This is a genomic window from Phyllobacterium sp. 1468 (assembly GCF_031455525.1).
Lineage (GTDB): Bacteria > Pseudomonadota > Alphaproteobacteria > Rhizobiales > Rhizobiaceae > Phyllobacterium.
Map to the genome: position 1 here is coordinate 1 of NZ_JAVDSX010000003.1, position 22,811 is coordinate 22,811.

The 22,811-nt window shown below is 55.2% G+C and carries 22 protein-coding genes; 11 read left to right on the forward strand and 11 right to left on the reverse strand.

Annotated features, from left to right (window positions below):
- Positions 1–163: 163 nt before the first annotated feature.
- The gene (locus J2X72_RS25065; RefSeq protein ID WP_405044678.1) at positions 164–352 is read right to left on the reverse strand and encodes a plasmid partitioning protein RepB C-terminal domain-containing protein; all 189 of its coding nucleotides are present in this window, start codon (positions 350–352) and stop codon (positions 164–166) included.
- Positions 353–457: 105 nt separating this feature from the next.
- Between J2X72_RS25065 and J2X72_RS09185 the strand changes: the two genes are divergently transcribed.
- Positions 458–892 carry a helix-turn-helix domain-containing protein gene (locus J2X72_RS09185; protein WP_310071079.1) on the forward strand — a complete coding sequence of 145 codons (435 nt, stop codon included), beginning with the start codon at positions 458–460 and terminating at the stop codon, positions 890–892.
- Here J2X72_RS09185 and J2X72_RS09190 read toward each other — a convergent pair.
- Positions 889–2,163, reverse strand: a complete 1,275-nt coding sequence (locus tag J2X72_RS09190) for an OmpP1/FadL family transporter (protein ID WP_114428177.1) — start codon at positions 2,161–2,163, stop codon at positions 889–891. The two genes, J2X72_RS09185 and J2X72_RS09190, sit on opposite strands and share 4 nt — an antisense overlap.
- Positions 2,164–3,725: 1,562 nt before the next feature.
- On the opposite strand from J2X72_RS09190, the gene J2X72_RS09195 reads away from it, so the two are divergent.
- Positions 3,726–4,406, forward strand: a complete 681-nt coding sequence (locus J2X72_RS09195) for a superoxide dismutase (protein ID WP_405044679.1) — start codon at positions 3,726–3,728, stop codon at positions 4,404–4,406.
- A 53-nt stretch (positions 4,407–4,459) separates the two neighbouring features.
- Here J2X72_RS09195 and J2X72_RS09200 read toward each other — a convergent pair whose 3' ends face one another.
- On the reverse strand, positions 4,460–5,971 hold the full coding sequence (locus J2X72_RS09200; protein WP_310071086.1) for an aldehyde dehydrogenase family protein: 1,512 nt from the start codon (positions 5,969–5,971) through the stop codon (positions 4,460–4,462).
- Positions 5,972–6,052: 81 nt separating this feature from the next.
- Complete coding sequence (locus tag J2X72_RS09205; RefSeq protein ID WP_310071088.1) at positions 6,053–7,459, reverse strand: VOC family protein; 1,407 nt, start codon at positions 7,457–7,459, stop codon at positions 6,053–6,055.
- Between the two features lie 123 nt (positions 7,460–7,582).
- On the opposite strand from J2X72_RS09205, the gene J2X72_RS09210 reads away from it, so the two are divergent.
- The 3 genes from J2X72_RS09210 to J2X72_RS09220 all read left to right on the forward strand — a co-directional run bounded on the left by J2X72_RS09210 (position 7,583) and on the right by J2X72_RS09220 (position 11,045).
- Positions 7,583–8,509, forward strand: coding sequence for a LysR family transcriptional regulator (locus tag J2X72_RS09210; RefSeq protein WP_310071091.1), 927 nt, complete (start codon positions 7,583–7,585; stop codon positions 8,507–8,509).
- A gap of 102 nt (positions 8,510–8,611) precedes the next feature.
- Complete coding sequence (locus tag J2X72_RS09215) at positions 8,612–9,895, forward strand: FAD-binding oxidoreductase (protein ID WP_310071092.1); 1,284 nt, start codon at positions 8,612–8,614, stop codon at positions 9,893–9,895.
- A 304-nt stretch (positions 9,896–10,199) separates the two neighbouring features.
- Complete coding sequence (locus J2X72_RS09220; RefSeq protein ID WP_209998245.1) at positions 10,200–11,045, forward strand: endonuclease/exonuclease/phosphatase family protein; 846 nt, start codon at positions 10,200–10,202, stop codon at positions 11,043–11,045.
- Here J2X72_RS09220 and cls read toward each other — a convergent pair.
- Together cls and J2X72_RS09230 are read right to left on the reverse strand one after the other, a co-directional pair.
- A complete protein-coding gene (cls, locus tag J2X72_RS09225) occupies positions 11,017–12,477 on the reverse strand; it encodes a cardiolipin synthase (protein WP_310071095.1) in 1,461 nt (486 codons plus the stop codon). The genes J2X72_RS09220 and cls overlap by 29 nt on opposite strands.
- 14 nt (positions 12,478–12,491) lie before the next feature.
- Positions 12,492–13,991 carry a HAMP domain-containing sensor histidine kinase gene (locus J2X72_RS09230; protein WP_310071097.1) on the reverse strand — a complete coding sequence of 500 codons (1,500 nt, stop codon included), beginning with the start codon at positions 13,989–13,991 and terminating at the stop codon, positions 12,492–12,494.
- 253 nt (positions 13,992–14,244) lie between these two features.
- On the opposite strand from J2X72_RS09230, the gene rpmH reads away from it, so the two are divergent.
- The 4 genes from rpmH to yihA all read left to right on the forward strand — a co-directional run bounded on the left by rpmH (position 14,245) and on the right by yihA (position 17,489).
- Positions 14,245–14,379: a 50S ribosomal protein L34 gene (rpmH, locus tag J2X72_RS09235; protein WP_040853797.1), complete on the forward strand. Its 135-nt coding sequence runs from the start codon at positions 14,245–14,247 to the stop codon at positions 14,377–14,379.
- Positions 14,380–14,426: 47 nt separating this feature from the next.
- On the forward strand, positions 14,427–14,789 hold the full coding sequence (gene rnpA, locus J2X72_RS09240; protein ID WP_209998242.1) for a ribonuclease P protein component: 363 nt from the start codon (positions 14,427–14,429) through the stop codon (positions 14,787–14,789).
- Positions 14,790–14,822: 33 nt separating this feature from the next.
- On the forward strand, positions 14,823–16,676 hold the full coding sequence (yidC, locus tag J2X72_RS09245; protein WP_310071111.1) for a membrane protein insertase YidC: 1,854 nt from the start codon (positions 14,823–14,825) through the stop codon (positions 16,674–16,676).
- Positions 16,677–16,829: 153 nt separating this feature from the next.
- Entirely contained in the window at positions 16,830–17,489 is a 660-nt protein-coding gene (yihA, locus tag J2X72_RS09250) for a ribosome biogenesis GTP-binding protein YihA/YsxC (RefSeq protein ID WP_310072160.1), read from the forward strand.
- A gap of 77 nt (positions 17,490–17,566) precedes the next feature.
- Here the strand turns inward: yihA and J2X72_RS09255 are convergent, their stop codons facing one another.
- The 3 genes from J2X72_RS09255 to J2X72_RS09265 all read right to left on the reverse strand — a co-directional run bounded on the left by J2X72_RS09255 (position 17,567) and on the right by J2X72_RS09265 (position 19,461).
- A complete protein-coding gene (locus tag J2X72_RS09255) occupies positions 17,567–18,118 on the reverse strand; it encodes a fasciclin domain-containing protein (RefSeq protein ID WP_209998239.1) in 552 nt (183 codons plus the stop codon).
- 96 nt (positions 18,119–18,214) lie between these two features.
- Positions 18,215–18,925 carry an anti-sigma factor domain-containing protein gene (locus J2X72_RS09260; RefSeq protein ID WP_310071116.1) on the reverse strand — a complete coding sequence of 237 codons (711 nt, stop codon included), beginning with the start codon at positions 18,923–18,925 and terminating at the stop codon, positions 18,215–18,217.
- Positions 18,922–19,461, reverse strand: coding sequence for a sigma-70 family RNA polymerase sigma factor (locus tag J2X72_RS09265; protein ID WP_310071119.1), 540 nt, complete (start codon positions 19,459–19,461; stop codon positions 18,922–18,924). Before J2X72_RS09265 ends, J2X72_RS09260 begins: the two co-directional genes overlap by 4 nt.
- A 161-nt stretch (positions 19,462–19,622) precedes the next feature.
- Here J2X72_RS09265 and argB point away from each other — a divergent pair, with 161 nt between their 5' ends.
- Positions 19,623–20,525, forward strand: coding sequence for an acetylglutamate kinase (argB, locus tag J2X72_RS09270; RefSeq protein ID WP_209998236.1), 903 nt, complete (start codon positions 19,623–19,625; stop codon positions 20,523–20,525).
- Here the strand turns inward: argB and J2X72_RS09275 are convergent, their stop codons facing one another.
- Positions 20,526–21,008, reverse strand: coding sequence for an Lrp/AsnC family transcriptional regulator (locus J2X72_RS09275; RefSeq protein ID WP_310071122.1), 483 nt, complete (start codon positions 21,006–21,008; stop codon positions 20,526–20,528). It abuts the gene before it with no gap.
- 117 nt (positions 21,009–21,125) lie between these two features.
- Between J2X72_RS09275 and phhA the strand changes: the two genes are divergently transcribed.
- Positions 21,126–21,959, forward strand: a complete 834-nt coding sequence (gene phhA / locus J2X72_RS09280; protein ID WP_310071125.1) for a phenylalanine 4-monooxygenase — start codon at positions 21,126–21,128, stop codon at positions 21,957–21,959.
- A 32-nt stretch (positions 21,960–21,991) separates the two neighbouring features.
- On the opposite strand, the gene J2X72_RS09285 is transcribed toward phhA, so the two are convergent.
- Positions 21,992–22,747 carry a GGDEF domain-containing protein gene (locus tag J2X72_RS09285; protein WP_310071126.1) on the reverse strand — a complete coding sequence of 252 codons (756 nt, stop codon included), beginning with the start codon at positions 22,745–22,747 and terminating at the stop codon, positions 21,992–21,994.
- Positions 22,748–22,811 lie beyond the last annotated feature (64 nt).

Below are 22,811 nucleotides of genomic sequence, written 5' to 3' on the forward strand. Positions count from 1 at the left end.
CAACCGAAGTGTTCAGAGACCAGCTTGTTGAAATCATATCGCCACCACTATAGCCTACCCTCGCCCGCCGTTGCATTTGAAGTAGAACCCACAGCACTTGAGCGGACGGACGAAGAACCGGCCTGCCTACTCGCTGTTTAATTGTCCAGCCCTGAGCTTGAAGTTATCTCGACGACGCTCTGCAGCTCAGGCACATATTCAGGGCGAGTCCCAACAAATAGCTGACGACGCGGGCGTTCGCTAAGAGTCGTTTGACGTAGCCTCTGATGACTGTGAGCTCCAAATGATCCCTACCGTAGGATTCTTGAATTGAACTCATAGCATGTTGCAGTCTGAAGCCGATTATCGGCATTTTCAAACGGTCGTTTACTGACAGCTTCCGACATTGAACACGCGTGGATTTAAAAGATCGAACCGGCTAGAAATCGCATGACGATTGCAACCATGGAATTCAAGCATGAACAACGCCTACGCTGCTCTAGATAGCCTACTTGACCCCTCCATTGAGGATATCATCGGAATTGTTGCCGAGTGCAATCAGCTATCGAGCGCCGACCTCATCGACAGGTCTCGCAAACCGCACATAGTAGAGGCTCGCGATGACGCAATCGCCGAGGCGTATGTGAGGCTGCGCGGAACGTCCTTGACCGATATTGGAATAGCATTTGGCAGCAGGAACTATGCAGCAATCAAGAAATCACTGATGCGGCGTGATCTTGAAGTGCCGGTGTCGGGCATCATTGATCGGGAGGCTGTAGCTACTGACGGCAGGGGAGGGATGTCCATCGAGGACATAGCGCATAAACATCACTGCTCACGCTGGAGCGTCCGGAAAATCCTCTATGAGGCCAAGGTTTCAGCTAAGAAAACCCTGGCCTCAGAAGCCACTTAAAATTTCAGCTTCGCGGAGACGGACAGAGCCGACACGAAGTCGTCGCCAAACTCATAGGCAGCGTCTACGCCGCAAGCTTGATTGCCCTCGCAAGCTGTTGGACCGTAGCTGCCCGAGGACAACATGCCCACCGCAGCGCCGGCCTGGAGTTGCCAAGATTTGTTCGGCTGGTATTGAGCGCCGACTGAAAGCAGGTAGGTGTCGGTCTGTGTGGTCAAGCCAGTTGATGTGCCCCGATCCCAGCTGATTTGAGCAGCGCCACTCCATTTTGGAGTAAACTGATGGCCAATGCCGGCCATAACATACCAACCGTCCTGGAACATCAGATCGAGAGATGTGAGGCGGAATGGAGAGCTAGGGTTGCATGAGCCTAACGACTTTGTAACCGTGGGGCAGAAGGGGATAACACCGAGGACACTCCAGTCGGTCCACTTGACCGTGCCAAAGGCGAGCCATTCTGGAGCGATGCCTGTCTGCCATTTGAACTCAAGCTGCTGTGGCAGGGTTGCTGTGCCATATACGTCTGTGACTGTTCCTAAAAAGGGATTTCTGGCAGACGCAAGCGCTCTCGGGATTTCGGTCAAGTCCACGGTGCCGTTGACCTCGCCGAGGTCAATCTCTGCATTGTAGATAAGGCTGAAGCGCATTTCGTATTCAGGAATCTCATAGGCAACGCCAGCGCGCCAGCCCCAACCATCGCCTTTAATATCGAGTGTTCCAGTGCCATCAAAACCCGGAAACGCTCCGCTTAGTGGAATGAGGCTATTGACCATTCTGGTCTTAAAGCCCTCGATCTCCTGATACGAGACGCCGGCTATGCCTCGAAGGAAGCCCGGACCTACCTGCCATTTGTAGGAACAGGTCAAACCATAATCGTTGCTGGTAATCTCGGTTTCGATGTTGCTGGCGTTACCTTGCCAGGCATAGCCTGGATTGGTGTGAACGCCCCACGGCTGTTGATAGCTCGCCAAACAATCGAACTCTGGCGTGATGCCGACCTTGCCGCTCCAGCGAGGGACATTGTATGAAGGGGTCTCGTCTACACTCGTGCTTCCGAAGCCTGGCCCATTGCTAGGATCGGTATCGCGCGCATTCTTGATTCGGCGCTCCGGCATGACATGAGTGACGCCTGCATCGGTCGCAACTGTTCCGTTGTTAAATAGAAGATCCCAACTGTATCCACCGCGCTCAAGCCCACCCGCCTGCGCACCGGAGGCGACGCTCGTAAGAAGTAGAGCGCCGCCGGCGATTGTAGATATTGTTCTATTCATTAAGCCCTCCCAAAAACCCCTGCACTTGCGTCCAAACTCGGGTCAATTCGTTACCATTACGTATAGGTAACGAAGCCGTGATAGCGCGCAACTCGTTTCAAGAGGCTCTCGGTCGGGCAAACCACTAGATCGAAACGCCTAGAATCGAGATTCGGGAGTATTTTGGATGCTCGCAAGAAGGATTTTGGCGAAGAAGATGGTCAAATATGCTCGAAAAGGCGATATTTCGAGCCAAATAGGGCCATTGTTGCGCAAATGCAACGTGGTCCGAAAATGTCCGAAATGAGACAACAGCTCGGCAAAAATACGGTGATAATCCGTTCGGATTAGGAATCACCGGACTCTATTGCGGGATTTCCTCGGTCTGGCGATCAGGATCGAACAAGAGGTGAGGGAACATTAGGAACAGCGAACCGCAGTCGAGGTCGCGCAAATGGCTAACCCAGCTGCAGTCGATCCTGGCGGTCATGCAAATGCCGGAAGCTGGGCGGTAGGTCATATGGGGGCAGTTATCTCGCTATGAGCGAATGGAAGTCGATAGAAAATAGCCACCCCTAGAAGGCTGGAAGCTGCACGATCGAGATTCCAAAAAAGATATAGGCACCAATAGCCGTTGTGATCGCAATAACGATCAGCATAGCCCCATCTGTCAACTCAAACATTTCGGCCCCCTTTTTTTGTTTTTCTCCAGTCTAGCAAATTTCGGCTGAGTTGGATGCACATCAACGTGGGCTAATCCCGCCGAGTTAGCTGGCGGATGGTAGACGATTAGGTATGGGGTAGGTGACCAGCGATAAGAACCGCTTGAGAAATCAATTAAACTTTGTGAGAAATGGACGAGTTTGGATTCTCTTGAGATAAAGACCTCGACTGCTCAGCCCAGCGTCCCCGTGAAACTCAGGAATATGTAATAGGAGGCGGCATGGCGTCATTTACGCGGCAGGAGCTATATGAGTTGGTGTGGTCCAAGCCCATTACTCAACTCGGAAAGGAATTGGGAATATCTGATCAAGGTAGATCAAGATTTGCCCGCCGTTCGCGAATGGATCGAATGGGCTGAAGGATATGTAAAACGGATTGACCCGCTTGAGACTGGTTTGCCTATATTGCTTTCGGAGGAAGACACACTTCGGCTTTCTTGGGAGTATCCAAAAGACAAGTTTCCATAGTTCCGTTCCCGTGCAGCTTACTAAGAGTGGCGCATACGTGCCTTGTCCGGAAAAATCCCGCTTCTTGGCAGCAGAAAAGCCTTCAGGATAAAGGGAAAAACATCTTTAGTTTCAGGGCTTTAGCCGGATTCGGAGGGCAGCACTCTATCCAGCTGAGCTACGGGTGCTGATAAGGCGTTGACCCTATATGCGCGAAGCGTTTCTAACCGATGCGGCCCGCCGCTTCAATGACGAATTTCAGTTTTGCGCCGGGAAATAGAGGGCATTCGCCGGCACGCTTGATCAGGAGATCTACATGCTTGGCGCTTCGCCATCACAAACATGTTAAAGCAGTTGGGCACCATTTATGAGATATCTGTGTCCAGCGTCCGTAGAAGACCGTAGGAGATCAATATGCAGATGAACCGACGTCATGTATTGGCGCTCTCAGGAGCCGCCGCCGCGACAACGCTCTTTGCCCCGGCCATCAAGGCTCGCGCCGCCGCGCCCTTCAAACAGCCCGAACTGCCTTACGTGGAAGGCGCGCTTGCGCCGGTGATTTCAACGAGAACAGTCGGCCTCCATTATGGAAAACACCACGCCGGTTACTTCAAGAAGCTCAATACCTTGGTTGAAAAGACACCCTATGCCGATCTCTCCCTCGAAGAGGTGGTCGTGCGCGCCAAAAAAGACGGGGATACCGCGATCTTCAACAACGCCGCACAGGCATGGAACCATAATCTCTATTGGCAACAGTTCGAAGGCGGACCTGCGGCACCCAAAGGTGAATTCCTGCAAGCCATCGAGAACAGTTTTGGCGGCTTTGACGAACTGAAGAAGAAGATTACTGCCGAGGGCGACAACGTGTTTGGCACAGGATGGATATGGCTGACCAAGGATGGGGAAAAGCTCTCAATCGTTGGCATGCAGGATGCCGGCGATCCGCTCGCGGAGGGCAAGAAAGCGTTGCTCGGTATCGATGTCTGGGAGCACGCTTATTATCTGGATTACGAGAACCGCCGCCCGGAACACGTTGCGGCAGTTCTTGGCAAGCTTGTTAACTGGGAATTTGTCGGCGAACAATTTCAGGCATGATATTCTGCCTAAGGCGCCGTCCCCGGTTTCCGGGAACGGCGTTTGAAATCTGATTAGTCGATGTCGAAGGATACACCCTGAGCCAGGGGAAGGGCTGACGAATAGTTCACCGTATTTGTGGCACGGCGCATATAGGCCTTCCATGCGTCCGATCCGGATTCGCGCCCGCCACCCGTTTCCTTCTCGCCGCCAAATGCCCCGCCGATTTCAGCGCCGGACGTGCCGATATTAACGTTGGCGATACCACAGTCAGAACCGTCAGCACTCAGGAAACGTTCGGCCTCCTGTAGATTGAGCGTGAAAATGGAGGATGACAGCCCCGCTCCGACTGCGTTGTGATCGGCGATCGCTTTGTCGAAATCGCTGTACTTCATGACATAGAGGATAGGAGCAAAGGTTTCTTCGGTAACCGGCCCATCCTGTTTTGGCATTTCGACGAGAGCGGGTCGGACATAATAGGCATTGGCGTATCCGGTATCGATGCGCTCACCGCCCGTTACCTTGCCACCATGATCGATTGCTTGCCTAAGCGCCTTTTGCATATTGTCAAAGGCTGCCTTGTCGATAAGCGGGCCGACCAACGCCGATGTATCGAGCGGACTGCCGACGGAAACGCTCTCATAGGCTTTTTTCAAGCGGGGCACGAGCGTTTCATAAACGCTGTCATGGACGAAAAGACGGCGAAGGCTTGTGCAACGCTGCCCGGCCGTTCCCATTGCACCGAAGGCAATAGCACGCAGTGCCATGTCGAGATCGGCCGAGGGGCAGACGATGCCGGCATTGTTGCCCCCCAGCTCGAGGATCGAGCGAGCGAAACGCTTGGCGAGACGCGGCCCGACCTCGCGGCCCATGCGGGTTGATCCGGTCGCCGATACCAGCGCAACCTTCGGATGATCGACGAGCGTCTCACCAACGGTACGGTCGCCCATCAGCACCTGGGTAAGGCCGGCGGGAACATCACCAAAACGCTTGGCGGCGCGCTCAAAGATGGCTTGGCACGCAAGCGCGGTTAGAGGCGTTTTTTCCGATGGCTTCCACACGACAGCGTTACCGCACACGAGTGCAAGCGTTGTGTTCCACGACCAGACCGCAACCGGGAAATTGAAAGCGGAAATTACGCCAACGACGCCGAGCGGATGCCAAGTTTCCATCATGCGATGTCCGGGACGTTCAGTTGCAATGGTCAGGCCGTAGAGCTGGCGCGACAAGCCGACAGCAAAATCGCAAATGTCGATCATTTCCTGGACTTCACCGAGGCCTTCGGACGGGATCTTGCCAGCTTCGATGGAAACGAGGCGGCCGAGTTCACTCTTCAGCGCCCGCAACTCCTCGCCGAACAGACGCACGAGTTCACCGCGCCTTGGGGCAGGAACCAGACGCCATTCGCGGAAGGCTGCATCGGCCTGTTCGATGGTCTTCGCCGTGTCGTCTGCCGAATGGACCACCACGTCAGCGATCTTCTCTCCGCTTACGGGACTAAAGGAAGGCATATTGCCTCCGGTATGGGCGGATTCAGCTACGCCGAGCTTGGAAAGGAGTGCTTTCACTTCTTGAGCAATGGTCATCTTGCTTTTCCTTTGTCTGTTCGCCTGCCGGTTTGGGGCGGCTCTTTATCAGGCGGTTCTAATTTTTGATACAGCCGCTGCTCAGCTTGCGAGCGCGATGGGTTTGAAGTGTCTCAGGCAGGCATCGATGGATGCCTTTTCAAGGCGTTCATAGTGAGCGAATTCATCGAGAACCGGTACGCCAAGCTCGTCCTCGAATTGGCGCTGACTAGGGCTCGCTGCGAATTTCTGGCTCGCATCGTCGCCGAGATTGGATTGGAAAATTCCGGCGGCACTCACCGGCAGAAAATCCTCATAGACGATCGGGTCGAACTGGACGGCGCCCATCGCGACGAGGGTTTCGATGTTGGCGGCCTCGCGAGGGGAAAGCGTGTTCACCGGAAAGCACTCGACGACAGAGTAGCGGAAATAACCGAGCCCATTGATGCGAATATCATTCCAATCATCCGGGAAGGCTTTGAACGCAGCCGCCAACGCAGCAACGTAGGCTGCGGCATTCGAGCCATCGGCGGCAGGGCGAACTACTTCACGCGATTTGACCAGGAGTTGGTCGTAGAGCGCGCGACCTCTAGGGGTTAGCGCAATGCCACGCTGCTCGATTTCGCCGAAGCGGGCCGTATGCGAGCCGGCCTCCCATTGCCCTTGGACGTTGCGGAACGATACATTTTCCTCAAGCGCCTTGAATGAGGTCTGGCGCAGGAGAATGGGGCAAGCCCGTGTCGGAGGGCCTTCGATCACTGCCTTTGGCGAAATACCGTGTGCTGGCATCAGGGCCTGAACCGCATCGATATCCAGTGTGCGCGGCGTCAGATGATTGATGTGCGGTCCCTTGAAAGACACGACATCGGCGATCAGCCGGTGCGCATCGTGCAGGCGGTCATAAAGCTCACCGCTAACACTGGCATGATCGTGCCAACGGAAGGTTTCGAGGATTTCCTGTACGAAACGCGCCGCATCGTCAGGGTTGAGGCCGCCTTCGGTCTCGGCTTTCTCAATGAGAGAAATCGCCTCTGCAGTGAAAATCTGCCGTGCTTCGAGGACCTTCCTGGCTTCATTGCGAAGCTCTGCATCCGCAACGAGATCAAGCCGCAGCAATGAAGTAAAAACCCGAAACGGGTTGATCTTCAACGCTGCATCGCTTGTCGGCCGGAAGGCGGTGGAATGAACGGGAACGCCGGCCTCACTCAGATCGTAATAGCCGACCGGGTACATGCCCATGATGGCGAACACCCGGCGCAGCATGGCCAATTCTGCTGGCGTGCCGACACGGATAGCACCGTGCCGCTCTTCCGAAATACGGTCAAGCGTGTCGGTTTTTTCGAGGCGATGTCTCAGTTCCGGCGATCCGGCAAGCGTTTGTGCGTTCACTTTCGCGACAAGCGACAGAAGTGTCCCGTAGGCGGGAACTTCCGTCCGGTACATGGAGGACATGGCTGAAGAGAAAGATGCGCGAATAGCATCTGTCGAGACAAAACTTGTTGATTTCACAATGATGGTTCCGTTGCAGTGGTGCGACAGCAAAATTCATCGCCGTCATGCTTAAACTGGATTATACATAATATAATGGCTTGCGGATTGCGATGATTCAAACTGGGTTGATGCGAGATAAGAATGAAGTTAAGCCGCAGATTGATCCCGGACATCGATATTCTGCAGACATTCGAATGTGCGGCTCGGCATGGTAGTTTCACCCAAGCGGCGAGAGAGCTCAATCTTACGCAAAGTGCTGTCAGCCGGCAGATGAGCGAACTCGAAGGCCAGATCGGCGTGCTGTTGTTCGAGCGCATTCGTCAACGTGTTGTACTTTCCGATGCAGGACAGAAGTTTCTTCCGGAAGTACGGCGCCTGCTCGGGTTGACCGAAGAGATGATGCTGCGCGCCATGGCGGCGTCACAGTCGGCATCATCCCTGAACATCGCCACGCTGCCGACCTTCGGCAGCCGCTGGTTGATGCCGAGGCTTCCCGATTTCCTGCACCGCCATCCCGAAATGGCGCTCAGCGTCGCATCGCGGTCCGAACCCTTCGATTTCGAGGAGGAGCCTTTCGATCTGGCCATCCACTATGGCCAGCCGATCTGGGCGCACGCCACATGCACCTATCTCTGCAGTGAACTGATTGTACCCGTCGGAAGCCCGAAGCTTTGCGCGGCCAATCCCGTCAAGACACCAGCCGAACTGGCAAGCTCAGCGCCATTGTTGCATCTCTCGACACGGCCCAAGGCTTGGGCCTCCTGGTTCGAAACGGTACAGGCAGAGATTGCGACGCCCTATAAAGGCCACCGATTTGAATATTTTTCCATGGTTATAGAGGCAGCGCTTGCCGGTCTGGGCTTCGCATTGCTGCCACGATATTTGATTGAGCAAGAGGTCGCGTCAGGGCGCTTGCTCGTGCTGTTCGAGCAGCCCCTCCAGACCGAGAACAGCTACTACCTTGTGGTGCCCGACCACAAGAAGGAGAACGCTCTGGCACAGAGCTTCATCACCTGGATTGCCCATCAAGTTACTGAAGGGCCGACGGTACCCTTGATCATTCGGTGACCGCATCATGTGTTCAAGAAATTTCATTTCCGTTGGCACGATCACACCCTATAACGACATGTTTATGAGCCGGTTTTCTCCGGCCGACCTGACGGTGATCCCATGCTGAATGATGAACGTTCCCACGGCCTGTGGGAAAAGACCGCGCCACCCGCGCCGAAGACGGAACGGCTGGTTGGGGATATCTCCGTCGATGTGGCGGTGGTCGGTGCAGGCTTCACCGGGCTTTCTGCGGCTTTGCATCTGGCCGAAGCAGGAACCAAGGTGGCAGTCGTCGATGCCGTTGAGATAGGGTACGGCGGTTCAGGCAGAAATGTCGGCCTCGTCAACGCGGGTATGTGGGTCATGCCAAATGATCTGCCGGGAGTATTGGGAGAGGTTCATGGCGAGCGCCTCCTGGAACTGCTCGGAAACGCGCCGCAATCAGTTTTTGATCTTGTCGACAAATACAACATCGACTGCGAACTCGAGCGCAAAGGCACACTGCACTGTGCGCTTGGCCAGGACGGGCTGAAGCAGCTGGAGCAACGGGCCGAACAATGGCTTGCCCGGGGCGCTGCGGTTCGACTGCTGGATGCAAAAGAAACCGCCGCCAAGGTGGGCTCTAATGCATACATGGCTTCGTTATTGGATAACAGGGCAGGCACAATTCAGCCGCTGGGCTATGTTCGCGGGCTCGCCAAGGCTGCTCTGAGTGTTGGCGCCGCTGTTTACACCGGGACGCCGGTAATGGCGACGGAGCGTTCCGGTAAGCGTTGGATCCTGCGAGCACCTTCAGGCACGATTGCCGCGGACTGGGTCATCGTTGCGACGAATGCTTATACGACATCGCCTTGGCCGGAATTGCGGGCGGAGCTTCTGCATCTCCCCTATTTCAATTTCGCCACTGCGCCGCTGCCGGAAGAAGTGCGGAAAACCGTCCTTCCCGAAAAGCAAGGCGGCTGGGATACGAAAGAAATATTGAGTTCCTTCCGCATGGACCGGGCAGGGCGGCTGATTTTCGGCAGCGTCGGTGCATTGCGCGGCACCGGCATGGCCGTGCATAAGGCGTGGGCAGCGCGATCAATCCGCAAGCTTTTTCCGCAGATCAAGGATGTAAAATTTGAAGCTGGCTGGTATGGCAAGATCGGCATGACGAACGACAGTCTGCCCCGTTTCCACACGCTCGCTCCGAATACCATCAGTTTCAGTGGTTACAACGGCCGCGGCATCGCGCCGGGCACAGTGTTTGGCCGTCTTCTCGCTGAGCATATAGTCGGCAAGATAACCGAGGCCGAATTGCCACTGCCGGTGACGCCGCCAAAGGACCAGGGCCTGCGGGCAATCCGTGAAGGATACTATGAAGTGGGTGCGCAGCTGGCGCATATGGTTGGAAGCAGGTTTTAAGCGAACACTATCGCCGGTTGTGCCGTTCATTCAACAGCACAACCGGCCAGCCTCCGGCAGCAAGCGCAAGCGGTAGGATAACAAAGGCAAAGAGTTGAATGCCGTTCATCACCGTAGCCCTCTCAGCGTCCTTCGTGCAGCTAAATGTAACGTGACCGCAGCAAAAACTAAATGGATTCATCCCAAGAAGTTATGGTTATCGATGACAAACGACCACCCCGACGATAGACTAAGAGCGTCTACTCATTCGCTTGCCATTCTTGGCATCCCGACATATCTCTAAGCGATGGACAGCAAGAAGCCGATGCGGCACACCAGACCCAGCGTCTCCGCCAGCATTTTCGCCGCGGTCAGGAACCGTAACAAACGCCCGGCTGGCATTACCCGGGTCGTGCGCAACGATCTGCTGATTGCTTCCTACAATGTCCACAAATGTGTCGGGATCGATAAGAAATTCGACCCGGATCGCGTTGCCCACGTGATTGGCGAAATTGGCGCGGACGTCATCGCCATTCAGGAGGCCGACAAGCGTTTTGGCGAAAGGACAGGCTTGCTCGATCTTGCCCGTCTCCATCGCGAGAACAGCCTTGTTCCAGTTCCGGTAACTTCGCTTTACCCAAAAGGCCATGGCTGGCACGGCAATCTGCTGTTGTTCCGCGAAGGCGTCGTTCGCCGTGTTCAACAACTTGTACTACCCGGCCTCGAGCCGCGCGGTGCATTGGTGGTCGATATCGATCTGGAAGCAGGCCCGCTTCGCATCATTGCCGCACATCTGGGCCTCCTCAGACACTCGCGACAACAACAATCAGAAGCAATTTTGAATGCCGTGAAGGCAGATCCATCGCGTCCGGCTTTGCTATTGGGCGACTTGAACGAATGGCGCGTGGGCAAAGGTTCGTCATTGCACTTTCTTCGCCCGGTCTTCGACCCGGCAAAAAATGCGGTGCCGAGCTTTCCGTCGCGATTTCCTGTCTTGGCCCTGGATCGCGTTCTTGGTCATCCGCACAGCCTTGTAACAACGATCGAGGTTCACGATACACCCTTGGCCCGTGTCGCATCTGATCATTTGCCGATCAAAGCCTATGTCGATCTGAAATCGGCGTTGGCCGAAACAGAAGAAATCAAAGATAGGGCGAGCCTAGCCAGATGATTCGCTCTACCAGGCGCACCCAGAACGACCTGGCGCGCAGGTTTTGAAGCAGAACCGGCTTCGCTGAGGCCATTGCGTTCTCGATAAGCGCTTCCACTTCGGACGCAAATGCTGCATCCATCACCTCAAGATCGACTTCGAAATTCAGCCTTAACGACCGCGGATCAAGATTTGACGATCCGACATAGGCCCACTGCCCATCGACCACCAAAAGTTTGGAATGGTTGAAGTTACCGCGGGCGCGCCAGATGCGGCAGTGACCTTTTAGGATCTGGTCGAACTGTGCCGTCATGGCGCGGTCCACCAGCTTGAGATTGTTGATTGAGGGCACGACGATGTCCACCTCGACCCCGCGGCGTGCGGCCGTTACCAGCGCGCTGATCAATTCGCGGTCCGGCAGAAAATAGGGTGACATGATGCGAATGCGCGATTGTGCAACGGAAAACGCGCCCATCAGCATCCGGTGATTGGCTTCAACACTGCGATCAGGTCCCGACGGTACGGCGCGAATGAACACGGGATCCCCCGGCTGCTTGTCCGGCGTGGCGATATGCCAGGGCTCCCCTGTGAGCATCTCATGAGTCGTAAATCGCCAATCCTCGGACGCAATATGAAACAGATCCGTCACGATCGGCCCGGTTAATCGGAAATGCGTGTCACGCGCATTGTCTTCGCCTACGACTTCCGCTGAAAAACCTGCCCTGATATTCATTCCGCCGGTAAAGGCTACACGCCCGTCGATGACCATTATCTTGCGGTGGGTGCGAAGATTGGCATAGGGCAGGCGTAACCCCATGATAATATTACCGTTAAAGACGGCAACTTTGATGTTGTGCTTGGCGAGATAGCCGACGATGCTCGGAATGGAATATCGAGCACCCACCGCGTCGATCAGTATTCTCACCTCGACCCCGCGCTTGACGGCGACAATCAGGGCGTCGGCGATGCGCAGACCAAGCTTGTCCCGGTCGAAGATGTAGGTCTCAACCAGAATGCTGCGTTGGGCCTGGTTAATCTCGGATAGCATGGCGTGATAGGCTTCATCGCCGCCTTGCAGTATGTCGATGTCGTTGGCGGTCGTAAGCCGGCATCGGCTGACGCGATCTCCAAGTGTCTTCATTGCCGCAAAACGTTTTTCGAAATGCGCCAGAACATGTTTGTCCTTGGCATCGAAACGCATGAAGACGTCCTGGCCAATCTCGTGCAGGAATTTGCGTTGCGAGGAGATGGACGACCGCCGGATGCGGTTAATGCCTGCGACGGCATAGATGAGTGCACCGATGACCGGGGACAGGATGATGACGCCGACCCAGCCGATGGCGGCGCGGACCTCTTCCTTGGTCATTGTGGCGTGAACGGCCGCCGGGACGCCGAGAACGATCGACAGCACAAAGAAGATATGCGGCAGGTGGGTGTAGAGATAATCAGCCATTGCGGCGTTTCATGTCAGGATGCTGAGTCCCGGCGGGAACGCCATTCGGCCAAGGATACCGGCTGGTCCGGTATACGAATTTCAAAACTTGTTCCCGCTCCATCGTCTCCCCGCAACTCAATCGTTCCCCCGTGAGCTCGTACAAGTTCATGGACAATAGCAAGACCAAGACCGGTGCCACCAGATCTTGCCGACCCTTTGAAGGCTGTAAACAGATTTTCGCGCGCCTTGGGCGGCAGGCCGGGCCCGGTATCGTCAATGCCGATGATAGAGGTTGTGCCGATCTGTCCTGCCGTTATCGTCAATCGCTTGACCACGGACGGATCACTTCGGGTGTCGCTGGCCATGGCTTGCACCGAGTTGCGGCACAGATTGGAAATGACGCGGAAGAATTGATCCGGATCGACATTGATTTCAAAATCGGCCGGTACCAGGTTCTTGAACTCAATCTCCGATTTTGCGTCGAGGTTAAGCATCTCCTCGACGTCGCTGATGATCGTGCGCAACTTGACCCGCCGTCTCTGCGGCGGTGCTTCCTGCGTACCGCCATAGGCGAGCACGGTCTGCGAATAATTGATCGCGCGATCGATGGTACGTACCAATTTCGGCACGAAACGCTGGATGGCCGGATCGCTGGTGTTTGCAAGGTGATCGGATATGAGCTGGGCCGAGGCCAGGATATTGCGCATGTCGTGGTTGATCTTGGAAACCGCCAAGCCTAGGTCGGCGAGATGTTTCTGTTCCGAAAGCGTACGTTGCAACTGGTGCTGCATGTCTGCGAGCTCCCGTTGGGCGATGCCGAGCTCGTCTTCGCGAGCTTCCGGCTTGATAATACGCTGCGGATCGTCTGGCGCCTGGGCGAAAGCCAGCATGTTGTCACTCATGCGCTGGATGGGCCGGATCAGCAAGCGGCTGATCGTCAGGAAAACCAAGCCCGCAGTAATGAGCGAAATAAACAACGAGATCAGTGCGACATTCCCCGCATATCGCAGCATTGCATTCCGCAGCGGGGCATCGGAAGTGAGGAGTTCGATGATTTTGCCGGTATCCCCAACCGGACCATAAACACGGATAACCCGGTGTCCGCCATTGATCAGCGTATCGAATGCATCGCGGATCATCGTAATCGGATCGGTGACAGTGATATCGATGTGCTTGTCAACTTTGGAAGGCATTTCCGATACGGCAAGGAGCCGGGAGGCGCCTTTTTCGCGTAACACGATCGCTTTCGTTCCCGTCGCAAGAAGGACGTCGTTCTGCACCGATTGCGGTACATTCTCGCTATCGCTCGCAGCTAGCACGACGCTCGCCGCAGCAACCGTGTTGAGCCGGTCGGAAAGCCAACGAATACGCATATCTGCAATGATAGGTACGAAAATCATCACTTCCGCGAGAAGGCCAAACAGGAGGGTGAGGCGCAGCAACTTGCCGGAAAGACGTTTCAGAACGGGCAAACGCCGACCGGCATGCAGAGGCACACTCGTGTTTTCTGGCTTTTGCTGAGTCGCCGTCATATACGCTCCATCGGCATTCGATTTAGGTCAAATGCTTGCCCAGCACAATAAATCAGTTGCGTGGATTTGCCTATTTTTGAATCGCGTCAATCAATTGACTTATCAGCATCGGGCCTCTATAAGCCGCGCACGTCCGGGCTGACCGCCCCCACGACGAATATCGACGGCATATTCGCATATGCTAACGGCGGTCCTGATATGCTCCTGTCAAGAACAGACCACAAGAAGGGCCGCACACCGCGGTATTTAACAAATGAAGCGTACTTATCAGCCATCCAAGCTTGTCCGCGCACGTCGCCACGGGTTCCGTGCCCGCATGGCAACGGCAGGCGGCCGCAAGGTTATTGCAGCGCGTCGCGCTCGCGGTCGCAAGCGGTTGTCGGCATAAGGCATTCCGCGCAGACTTGTGCGGTTAGCCAGAGTTGGCACCATAGAATGAATGAGCAAAAACCACTCCGCCTTCGCAAGAGAGCGGAGTTTTTGGCTGTCCGAAACGGAGAAAAGCGCCGCGGCGTCTACTTTCTTGTTGAAGTCAAAGAGCGAGAGGACCAGGTTGGACCCCCGCGCGTAGGTTTCACGGTCACCAAAAAGAACGGGAATGCTGTTATTCGCAATCGCATCAAGCGGCGCCTCCGAGAGGCGGTGCGCGTCAATGTTGCTGATGACATGCAAGCTGGAACCGACTATGTGATCGTTGCTCGCCGCGATGCGCTGAACGCGCCATTCGCTGAGTTGACGCGGGAACTCTCCAAACGGGTTTCCAGGAAAATATTGACCCGGCGTTCGACCAAGCCTTGACAGGTACTCGCGAACCCGACCCAAGGACTGACAATGGAAACCAACCGTAATTTCTTCATCACCATTGCCTTGTCCATTGTGATCCTGACGCTTTGGCAGGTGTTCTACATGAACCCCAAGATCGAAGCGCAGCGCGAACAGGCCCAGATCGAGGCTACGCGGCAAGGACAAACGCGTGTTGACGGGCAGGCGAGCACGCCAGCCGGCACTGCCACAAACGGCAATGCAGCAAATAATCTCCCGTCTTCGACTGCTGGCAATCCAGCCGCAAATGTCCCAGGCCAATCGCAAGATGCTGTTCAGGCGGGTAGTCTCACGCGTGCCGCCGCCCTTGGTCAGACCCAGCGCATCAAGATCGACACACCCAGCCTTGGCGGCTCGATCAGCCTGACCGGAGCGCGGCTGGATGATCTGCAGCTGAAGCATTATCATGAGACTGTCGACGACAATTCGCCAAATATCGAGTTGCTTAGCCCTGCGCAGATGGCCGACGGCCAGTTTGTTGAGGTTGGGTTCGCGGGAAATGACCTGACCGGGACCGTTCCAGGCCCGACGACCGTTTGGACCCGCGAGGGCAACAACGATTTGACCGCGTCCACACCTGTTACCCTGTCCTATACCAATGAGAAGGGTCTGGTCTTCAAACGGACGATCAGTGTCGACGAGAACTACATGTTCACAGTCAAGGACGCTGTCAGCAACACGACCTCGGCACCTGTTTCGCTGGCCTCTTACGGACGTGTGACGCGCTTCTCGAAGCCTTTGCATCCAAGCACCTACGTGCTGCACGAGGGCCCGATTGGCGTGGTCAATGACAAACTGATCGAGTACAAGTTTGCCGCAATTGAAAAAGAGCGCGAAGTTGCGCCGGACCGTTCGACCACCGGCGGATGGGTTGGAATTACCGACAAATACTGGGCTGCAGCGCTCGTTCCAGCACAGGCGACGCCGTTCAAGATTCGCTTTTCATTTTTCGATGATGGACGTCCGCGCTATCAAAGCGACTATCTGTCTGATCCGACGACGATCCAGCCGGGTCAGTCGGCATCCACCGAAAATCTCATATTCGCAGGCGCGAAAGAGGTCGGCAGAATCAATGCCTACATGAATGATCTGCACATTCCGCTCTTCAAGAATCTGATCGACTGGGGCTGGTTCTATTTCATCACAGAGCCGATGTTCTATCTGATCGACTGGCTTTACAAGGCTATTGGAAACTTCGGCGTGGCCATCCTGGTCGTGACCGTGATCTTGAAGGGTTTGTTCTTCCCGCTTGCCAACAAGTCCTATGCCTCTATGGCGAGGATGAAGCTGGTACAGCCGAAGATGGCCGAAATCCGCGAGAAATATGCGGATGACAAGGTCAAGCAGCAGCAAGCCATGATGGAATTGTACAAGACGGAGAAGATCAACCCGATTGCGGGCTGTTGGCCGGTCCTGATACAGATTCCGGTTTTCTTTGCGCTCTATAAGGTCCTCTACGTTACCATAGAAATGCGCCACGCGCCGTTCTTCGGCTGGATCCAGGATCTGGCGGCTCCCGATCCGACATCTTTGTTCAATCTTTTCGGCCTGATCCCGTGGGCAGTCCCTGCTTTCCTGATGATCGGCGTCTGGCCTTTGATCATGGGCGTCACGATGTTCCTGCAGATGCGCATGAACCCGACACCGCCGGATCCGACCCAGCAGATGATCTTCAACTGGATGCCGCTCATATTCACATTCATGTTGTCGAGTTTCCCGGCAGGATTGGTGATCTACTGGGCGTGGAACAATACGCTGTCCATTATCCAGCAGGGCATCATAATGAAGCGTCAGGGGGTCAAGGTCGAATTGTGGGACAATCTCACAGGGCTTTTCCGCAAGAAGCCGAAACCCGCCGAATAGCGATGAATCGCTAAACTTACCCAGAAGGCCCCCGGCTTGATTGATCGGGGGCTTTTCTTTTGCGCGGTTGACAAGCCTCCCATAAACATTGATTGCAAGCATGGCCGTCTGCGGCGAATGGATGGAAGAAAATTGAGCGAAACGCAGCAAAACATCAACAGGCTCATCGAGAAGGGCAGATTGCTCTTCGCGCAGGGCTGGATTTTTATCCGCGGCGTTCCTGCGATGAAGTTTCTGCCGCCGGAGGGCCCGCTCGAAATCGCGTTCGCCGGGCGTTCCAACGTGGGAAAGTCGTCCTTGATCAACGCGATCATTGGCCAGAAGGGGTTGGCCCGGACATCGAATACACCTGGACGGACGCAGGAGCTCAACTATTTCGTTCCAGATGGCCATTCCGGCGAAGACGGCGATCTTCCTCCCCTCGCGGTCGTGGATATGCCGGGGTATGGTTTCGCTGAAGCGCCCAAAGAACAGGTTGATGCTTGGACACGGCTGGTTTTCGATTATTTGCGCGGACGTACGACGCTCAAGCGTGTCTACCTGCTGATTGATGCCCGCCACGGGGTGAAGAAGAACGACGCCGAGGTATTGGATCTACTCGATCGAGCCGCTGTATCTTACCAGATCGTCTTGACCAAGATCGACAAGATCAAACCCGCCGGAGTGCCGCGTTTGATCGAAGAGACGGCACAGGCCATCAGAAGGCGCGCCGCGGCCTATCCGGAAATCCTGGCGACATCGTCTGAGAAAGGTGGGGGGCTGGATGAACTCCGGGGGGCAATTGCACAGCTCCTCGAAGAACAGCGTAAATAAAAAAGGCCCCACGCGATCCGGAGGATCGGCGGGGCAAAACCTGGTTCACTCTGCGCAAATGAACCAGGCGTCTCTGACTACATTTTTGGCAGAAGAACCTTGTCGATTACGTGGATGACGCCGTTCGATTGCTTGACATTGGCGATGGTAACGGTGGCCACCGTGCCGTTTTCATCGGTCAAAGTAAGCTTCTTGCCCTTGTACTTTGCCGTCCAGACGCATCCACCGACCGTCTTCACCGGATGCGCGCCTTCGTCATCATCGATCATCTTCATAATCGTCTTGGATGAAGCGTCGGCAGCAACGACGTGGCAGGTCAGAATCTTCGCCAGCTTTTCCTTGTTTTCCGGCTTTAGCAGCGTCTCGACGGTGCCTTTCGGGAGCTCGGCAAATGCCTCATTTGTAGGGGCGAATACCGTAAAAGGCCCCTTGCCCTGAAGCGTCTCGACAAGGCCGGCCGCTTTGACTGCAGCCACCAGTGTCGTGTGATCTTTGGAGTTCACGGCGTTTTCAATGATATTCTTGTTTTCGTACATGGCCGCACCGCCCACGGTGGGGTTCTTGGCGTACGCAGTTCCGGCAACCAGCAGGGCCGAAAGTGCGATCAGGCCCAATGATTTCTTCAACATACTACATCTCCATTGTTTGTTTCCCCTCAGGTGAGGACAGATGGAGATACGGGAGGTCGGAGACTTAAGTTTCAGACGACGTCAAAAATTGGCGCTCTAAATTTTGCGGACGACGCCCGCAGCGACGATTGGCCCGGTAGGAGCGCCGCCTGGTGCACCTCCGACAGGCTCTAAAGTCAGCGCCAGTGTTGTACCATCACGTAGCTTGGCGAGTAATGGCGACGATAGGTTGAACTCTGTCACTTGCGGGGAAACCATCAGGCCGAGCGAGACGGGCGCTTCGTTGCCGGCAATCAGCCAAAGTTCAAGTGAGCGGTCCTTTGGAATGTCGCCGCTGACCACGGTTACTTTCAGTTTCTTGGTCTGGTCATCAAAGATCGCAAGCGTGCGAACGCTGCTGCCTTGTGTCTCCATAGATGCGACCAGTTGCTCTCTGATCCGGGCAGGACGCTCGATCAAATCACGGCCAATTCCGATCACAGCAAAAGCAAGGGCGGCGAAGGCCAGTCCGCGCCAAAAGGCAATATTGTTCCAGAACGACGAACTGGCGGCCACTTCGATGGCAAAGAGGCGTTGATCGATCCGGCTCTTCAGATGTTGCGGGGCTTGCGCCGCGTCGTACTCATCGTTGAGAGGGTCCAATTGTGTCTGCCAGCGTGCAACCAGGTCCGCAAACGGCTTGTCCGTTTCGATACGGCGCGCAACCTCCCGGCGCTCCTGCTGGGGGATCACACCCAACACATATTCGGCGGCAATGAAATCATCACCTTCCGGTATCATGTTGTCATCGGGTTCAGTCGGGCTCATCCCTCTAGGCATTCCTTCAACTTTATCAGGCTGCGGCGCAGCCAGGTTCTCATTGTATTCAACGGCACCTTATGGCGGCTGGCCAACACCTCGTAACTGTCACCATTCAGGTAGGCGCCACGGACGGCCGCTGCTCTGTCAGCCTCAAGCCGGCCGAGGCAATCATAGATCCGTTGCGCTTCCCCACTGGCAACGGCGGCCTGTTCGGGATTGGGTGAGGGCTCGGACACGGCTGCAGCCTGATCCAATTCGACGGCTGCAGGCTTTCGGGACCGCAATATGTCGATGCAGTGATTGCGGGCGATCGCCACCAGCCATGAAATAGGACTCGTGTCAGCGACGGCGAATCGGCCCGCTTTGTTCCAAATCTTGACGTAGATGTCCTGTAGTGCGTCTTCTGCTTCCGTTCGATTACCCAAGACACGCAGGCAGACCCCAAAAAGTTTCGCGCTTGTGGCGGCATACAGCACATCGAAAGCGGCGCGGTCCCGTAGCGAAACTCGCGAGATTAGCTCCGATATGCCTTCAGGCGTCATACAGATGGCGTTTCCAACTCTTAGCGCTCAATTTAAATCTGCCGAGGGGTTGCGCTGTCAATGGCCGATGAAAAAAACGTCCGCCGATGGCTTAAATCGTGTTTGCCCGAAACCGTCTTTAGCGTTAAGAACCCCCGTCCTTCCCAAGCTGGAGCTTGCGCATGTCCTCCACATCCGACGCTGACCACACTGCTGAAATTCAGGCGAGTCTGCTTTCTGCTGCTCTGCCTTATATGCAGCGCTATGAAAACAAGACCGTCGTCGTGAAGTATGGTGGCCATGCGATGGGTGACGCGGCTCTCGGCAAGGCGTTTGCCCGGGACATAGCACTTCTCAAGCAGTCCGGTATAAATCCCATCGTTGTCCACGGTGGCGGACCGCAGATCGCGTCCATGCTGGCACGCATGGGTATTGAGTCCAAGTTCGAAGGCGGCCTGCGCGTAACCGACGCGAAGACGCTGGAAATCGTGGAGATGGTGCTGGCGGGCTCGATCAACAAGGAAATCGTCGCTTTGATCAACGCCGAGGGCGAATGGGCAATCGGCCTGTGCGGCAAGGATGGCAATATGGTTTTTGCCGAAAAGGCCAAGAAAACCATCATCGATCCCGATTCCAACATCGAGAAGATCGTCGACCTCGGATTTGTCGGCGAGCCGGTAGAAGTCGACCGCACGCTCCTCGATCTTCTCGCTCGTTCCGAGATGATACCCGTCATAGCCCCTGTTGCGCCCGGGCGTGATGGCCACACTTACAATATCAACGCAGATACGTTCGCTGGCGCCATCGCCGGCGCACTTGCGGCATCTCGCCTTTTATTCCTGACGGATGTTCCCGGTGTTCTCGACAGGGACAAGCAGCTTATCAAGGAACTTTCCGTCGCTCAGGCACGTGCTCTGATCAAGGACGGCACCATATCCGGCGGTATGATCCCGAAGGTCGAAACCTGTATCGATGCGATCAATCGCGGTGTTGAGGGCGTGGTCATCCTTAACGGCAAAACGCCTCATTCGGTTCTGCTCGAACTTTTCACGGAACGCGGAGCAGGAACGCTGCTCGTTCCCTGATCACTTTTTGAGATGATCGAGCGGGATTTTCCCGGGCCCTTTGATATTCTGCAGCACCAGCTGGGTATGCACGTCTCGTACGCCCTTCAATCGCATCAGCCTGTGCATGACGAAAGCATTCAGATCGTCCACGGTCGGCACCATGACGTGAAGAAGAAAATCATGTTCTCCGGTCATGGTCCAGCAAGCCGAAACCTCGTCCATACGCTGAATCTCCGCGATAAAGCGCTCGGGAGAGTCGTCGCTATGGGTGTTGAGACGCACCTGTATGAAAACTTCTACCATCAGTCCTATCGATCGCCTGTCGATGGTCGCGGCAAAGCCTTTGATAACCCCCCTTTCCTGCAGTTGCTCGAAGCGGCGAGTGCAGGGTGTGGCTGACAAGCCGATCAATTGGGCAAGGTCAGTTATCGCAACGCGCCCATTGCTTTGCAGAATCTGCAGCATCTTGATTTCGAAGTCGCTGAATTGAGGTGAATTCACTCAACACCCTCCTTGCAGTTTATTAATTCACTCATAACGATGCACAGAGGCGCCGATTAAGTCAAATCCCCTCATTTCCCCATCGTATCCTTCTGGAAAGCAATCTAGGAGGAAACGATGACTATCAGCGTTGAGGCTTATGCCCGGGAATGTGCCGAACAGGGACTTCGCGGTAACTATGCGGTTTGCCAGGCGGATTTCACCGTTGAACAGAAATATGACTATTCCGATGAAGACCAAGAGGTCTGGCGCACTTTGTGCGATCGCCAGACAAAATTGACGGAGAAGCTGGCGCATCACAGCTATCTCGACGGTGTGGATGCCTTAGGGCTTCTCGACCGAATACCGGACTTTCACGAGGTGAGCGAGCGGCTTCATAAGCTTACCGGTTGGGAAATCGTTGCCGTACCAGGTCTCATCCCGAATGAGCCGTTTTTCGACCATCTTGCCAACCGGCGCTTCCCGGTGACGAACTGGCTGCGCAGCAAGAAGGAACTCGACTATATCGTCGAGCCGGACATGTTTCATGATTTCTTCGGTCACGTTCCCATTCTTAGTCAACCGGTATTTGCGGATTTCATGCAGCTTTATGGTGAGAAGGGTGGTGCCGCATCTCGCATGGGCGGCGAACAGCTGGCAGGCCGGCTTTACTGGTACACTGCCGAATTTGGTCTTATGCGTGAGGGGGGCGCATCGCTCAAAGCGTTTGGTGCCGGTCTTATGTCGTCGTTCAGTGAACTGCAATTCGCTGTGACGAGTCCGGACGCCCATCACGTGCCTTTCGATCTGGAAACGGTGATGCGTACGGCGTATGAAATCGACAAGTTCCAACGGGCATATTTCGTGTTGCCATCCTTTGCCGCGTTGAGAGATGCGTTTGAGAAAGCCGACATGGAAAAACTGGTTGCGCGCTGGAAAGATGTTGATCCATTGGATCCGTCGATGGTCTAAGACCGCTGAAAACAAACCGCTGCGATGGCATCTCAGGCGGCGTTCTTCATGTTTGACTCGATGATCACGCAGTTGCGGCCATGGCGTTTGGCCTCATACAACCTGCGATCGGCGATCTGAAAATGATCGGCGATCGCTCCATCTGCCAGCCCAACAATGCCCCCGATGCTGACACTTAGCGAGACGCGCTCGTTTTCCGGTGTGCGGAACTCGATGCGGTTCACCGTTGCCCGAATGGTTTCGGCGACGGATTTGACCTTGTCCTCATCATCCGTTGCGAGAAAGACAGCGAACTCCTCGCCGCCGATGCGTCCGATACTGTCCTCTTTTCCAAGACAGCCCGCGATACTCTGTGCGATAGCCATCAACGCGCCATCGCCATTGTAATGGCCATGAACATCATTGATTTTTTTGAAATGATCCGCGTCTATGATCAGGAGAGAACTTGCCTTTCGCGTACGGACATCCTCGATATGGTTGAAGAAGGCTTCGCGATTGAGGAGGCCCGTCATACTATCGTGCGATGATTTCTCGACGAGTTTCGCATTGGTGATCTCAAGCTCCTGCATGACCTGATTGAGTTTTTCGTAGGTCAGACGCAGTTTTTCCGACTGGCGAAAGACGATGAAGGAAATGACTGGAGAAATCACCAGGGGGCAAATGGTTGCGATCATGTAACCTCTTGCGTCATGCATATCGTTGGCCGTCATGATTGCTCCGGTAATCAGCAGGGAGCACATGACGGAAACGACCATGACCATTGCACATTTGAGGAGAATTCTGGACATCGGACCTCGGAGACAGCTCTTAACCAATACGAGGAACAAATGAAGCGGTTGTTAGCGAATAATT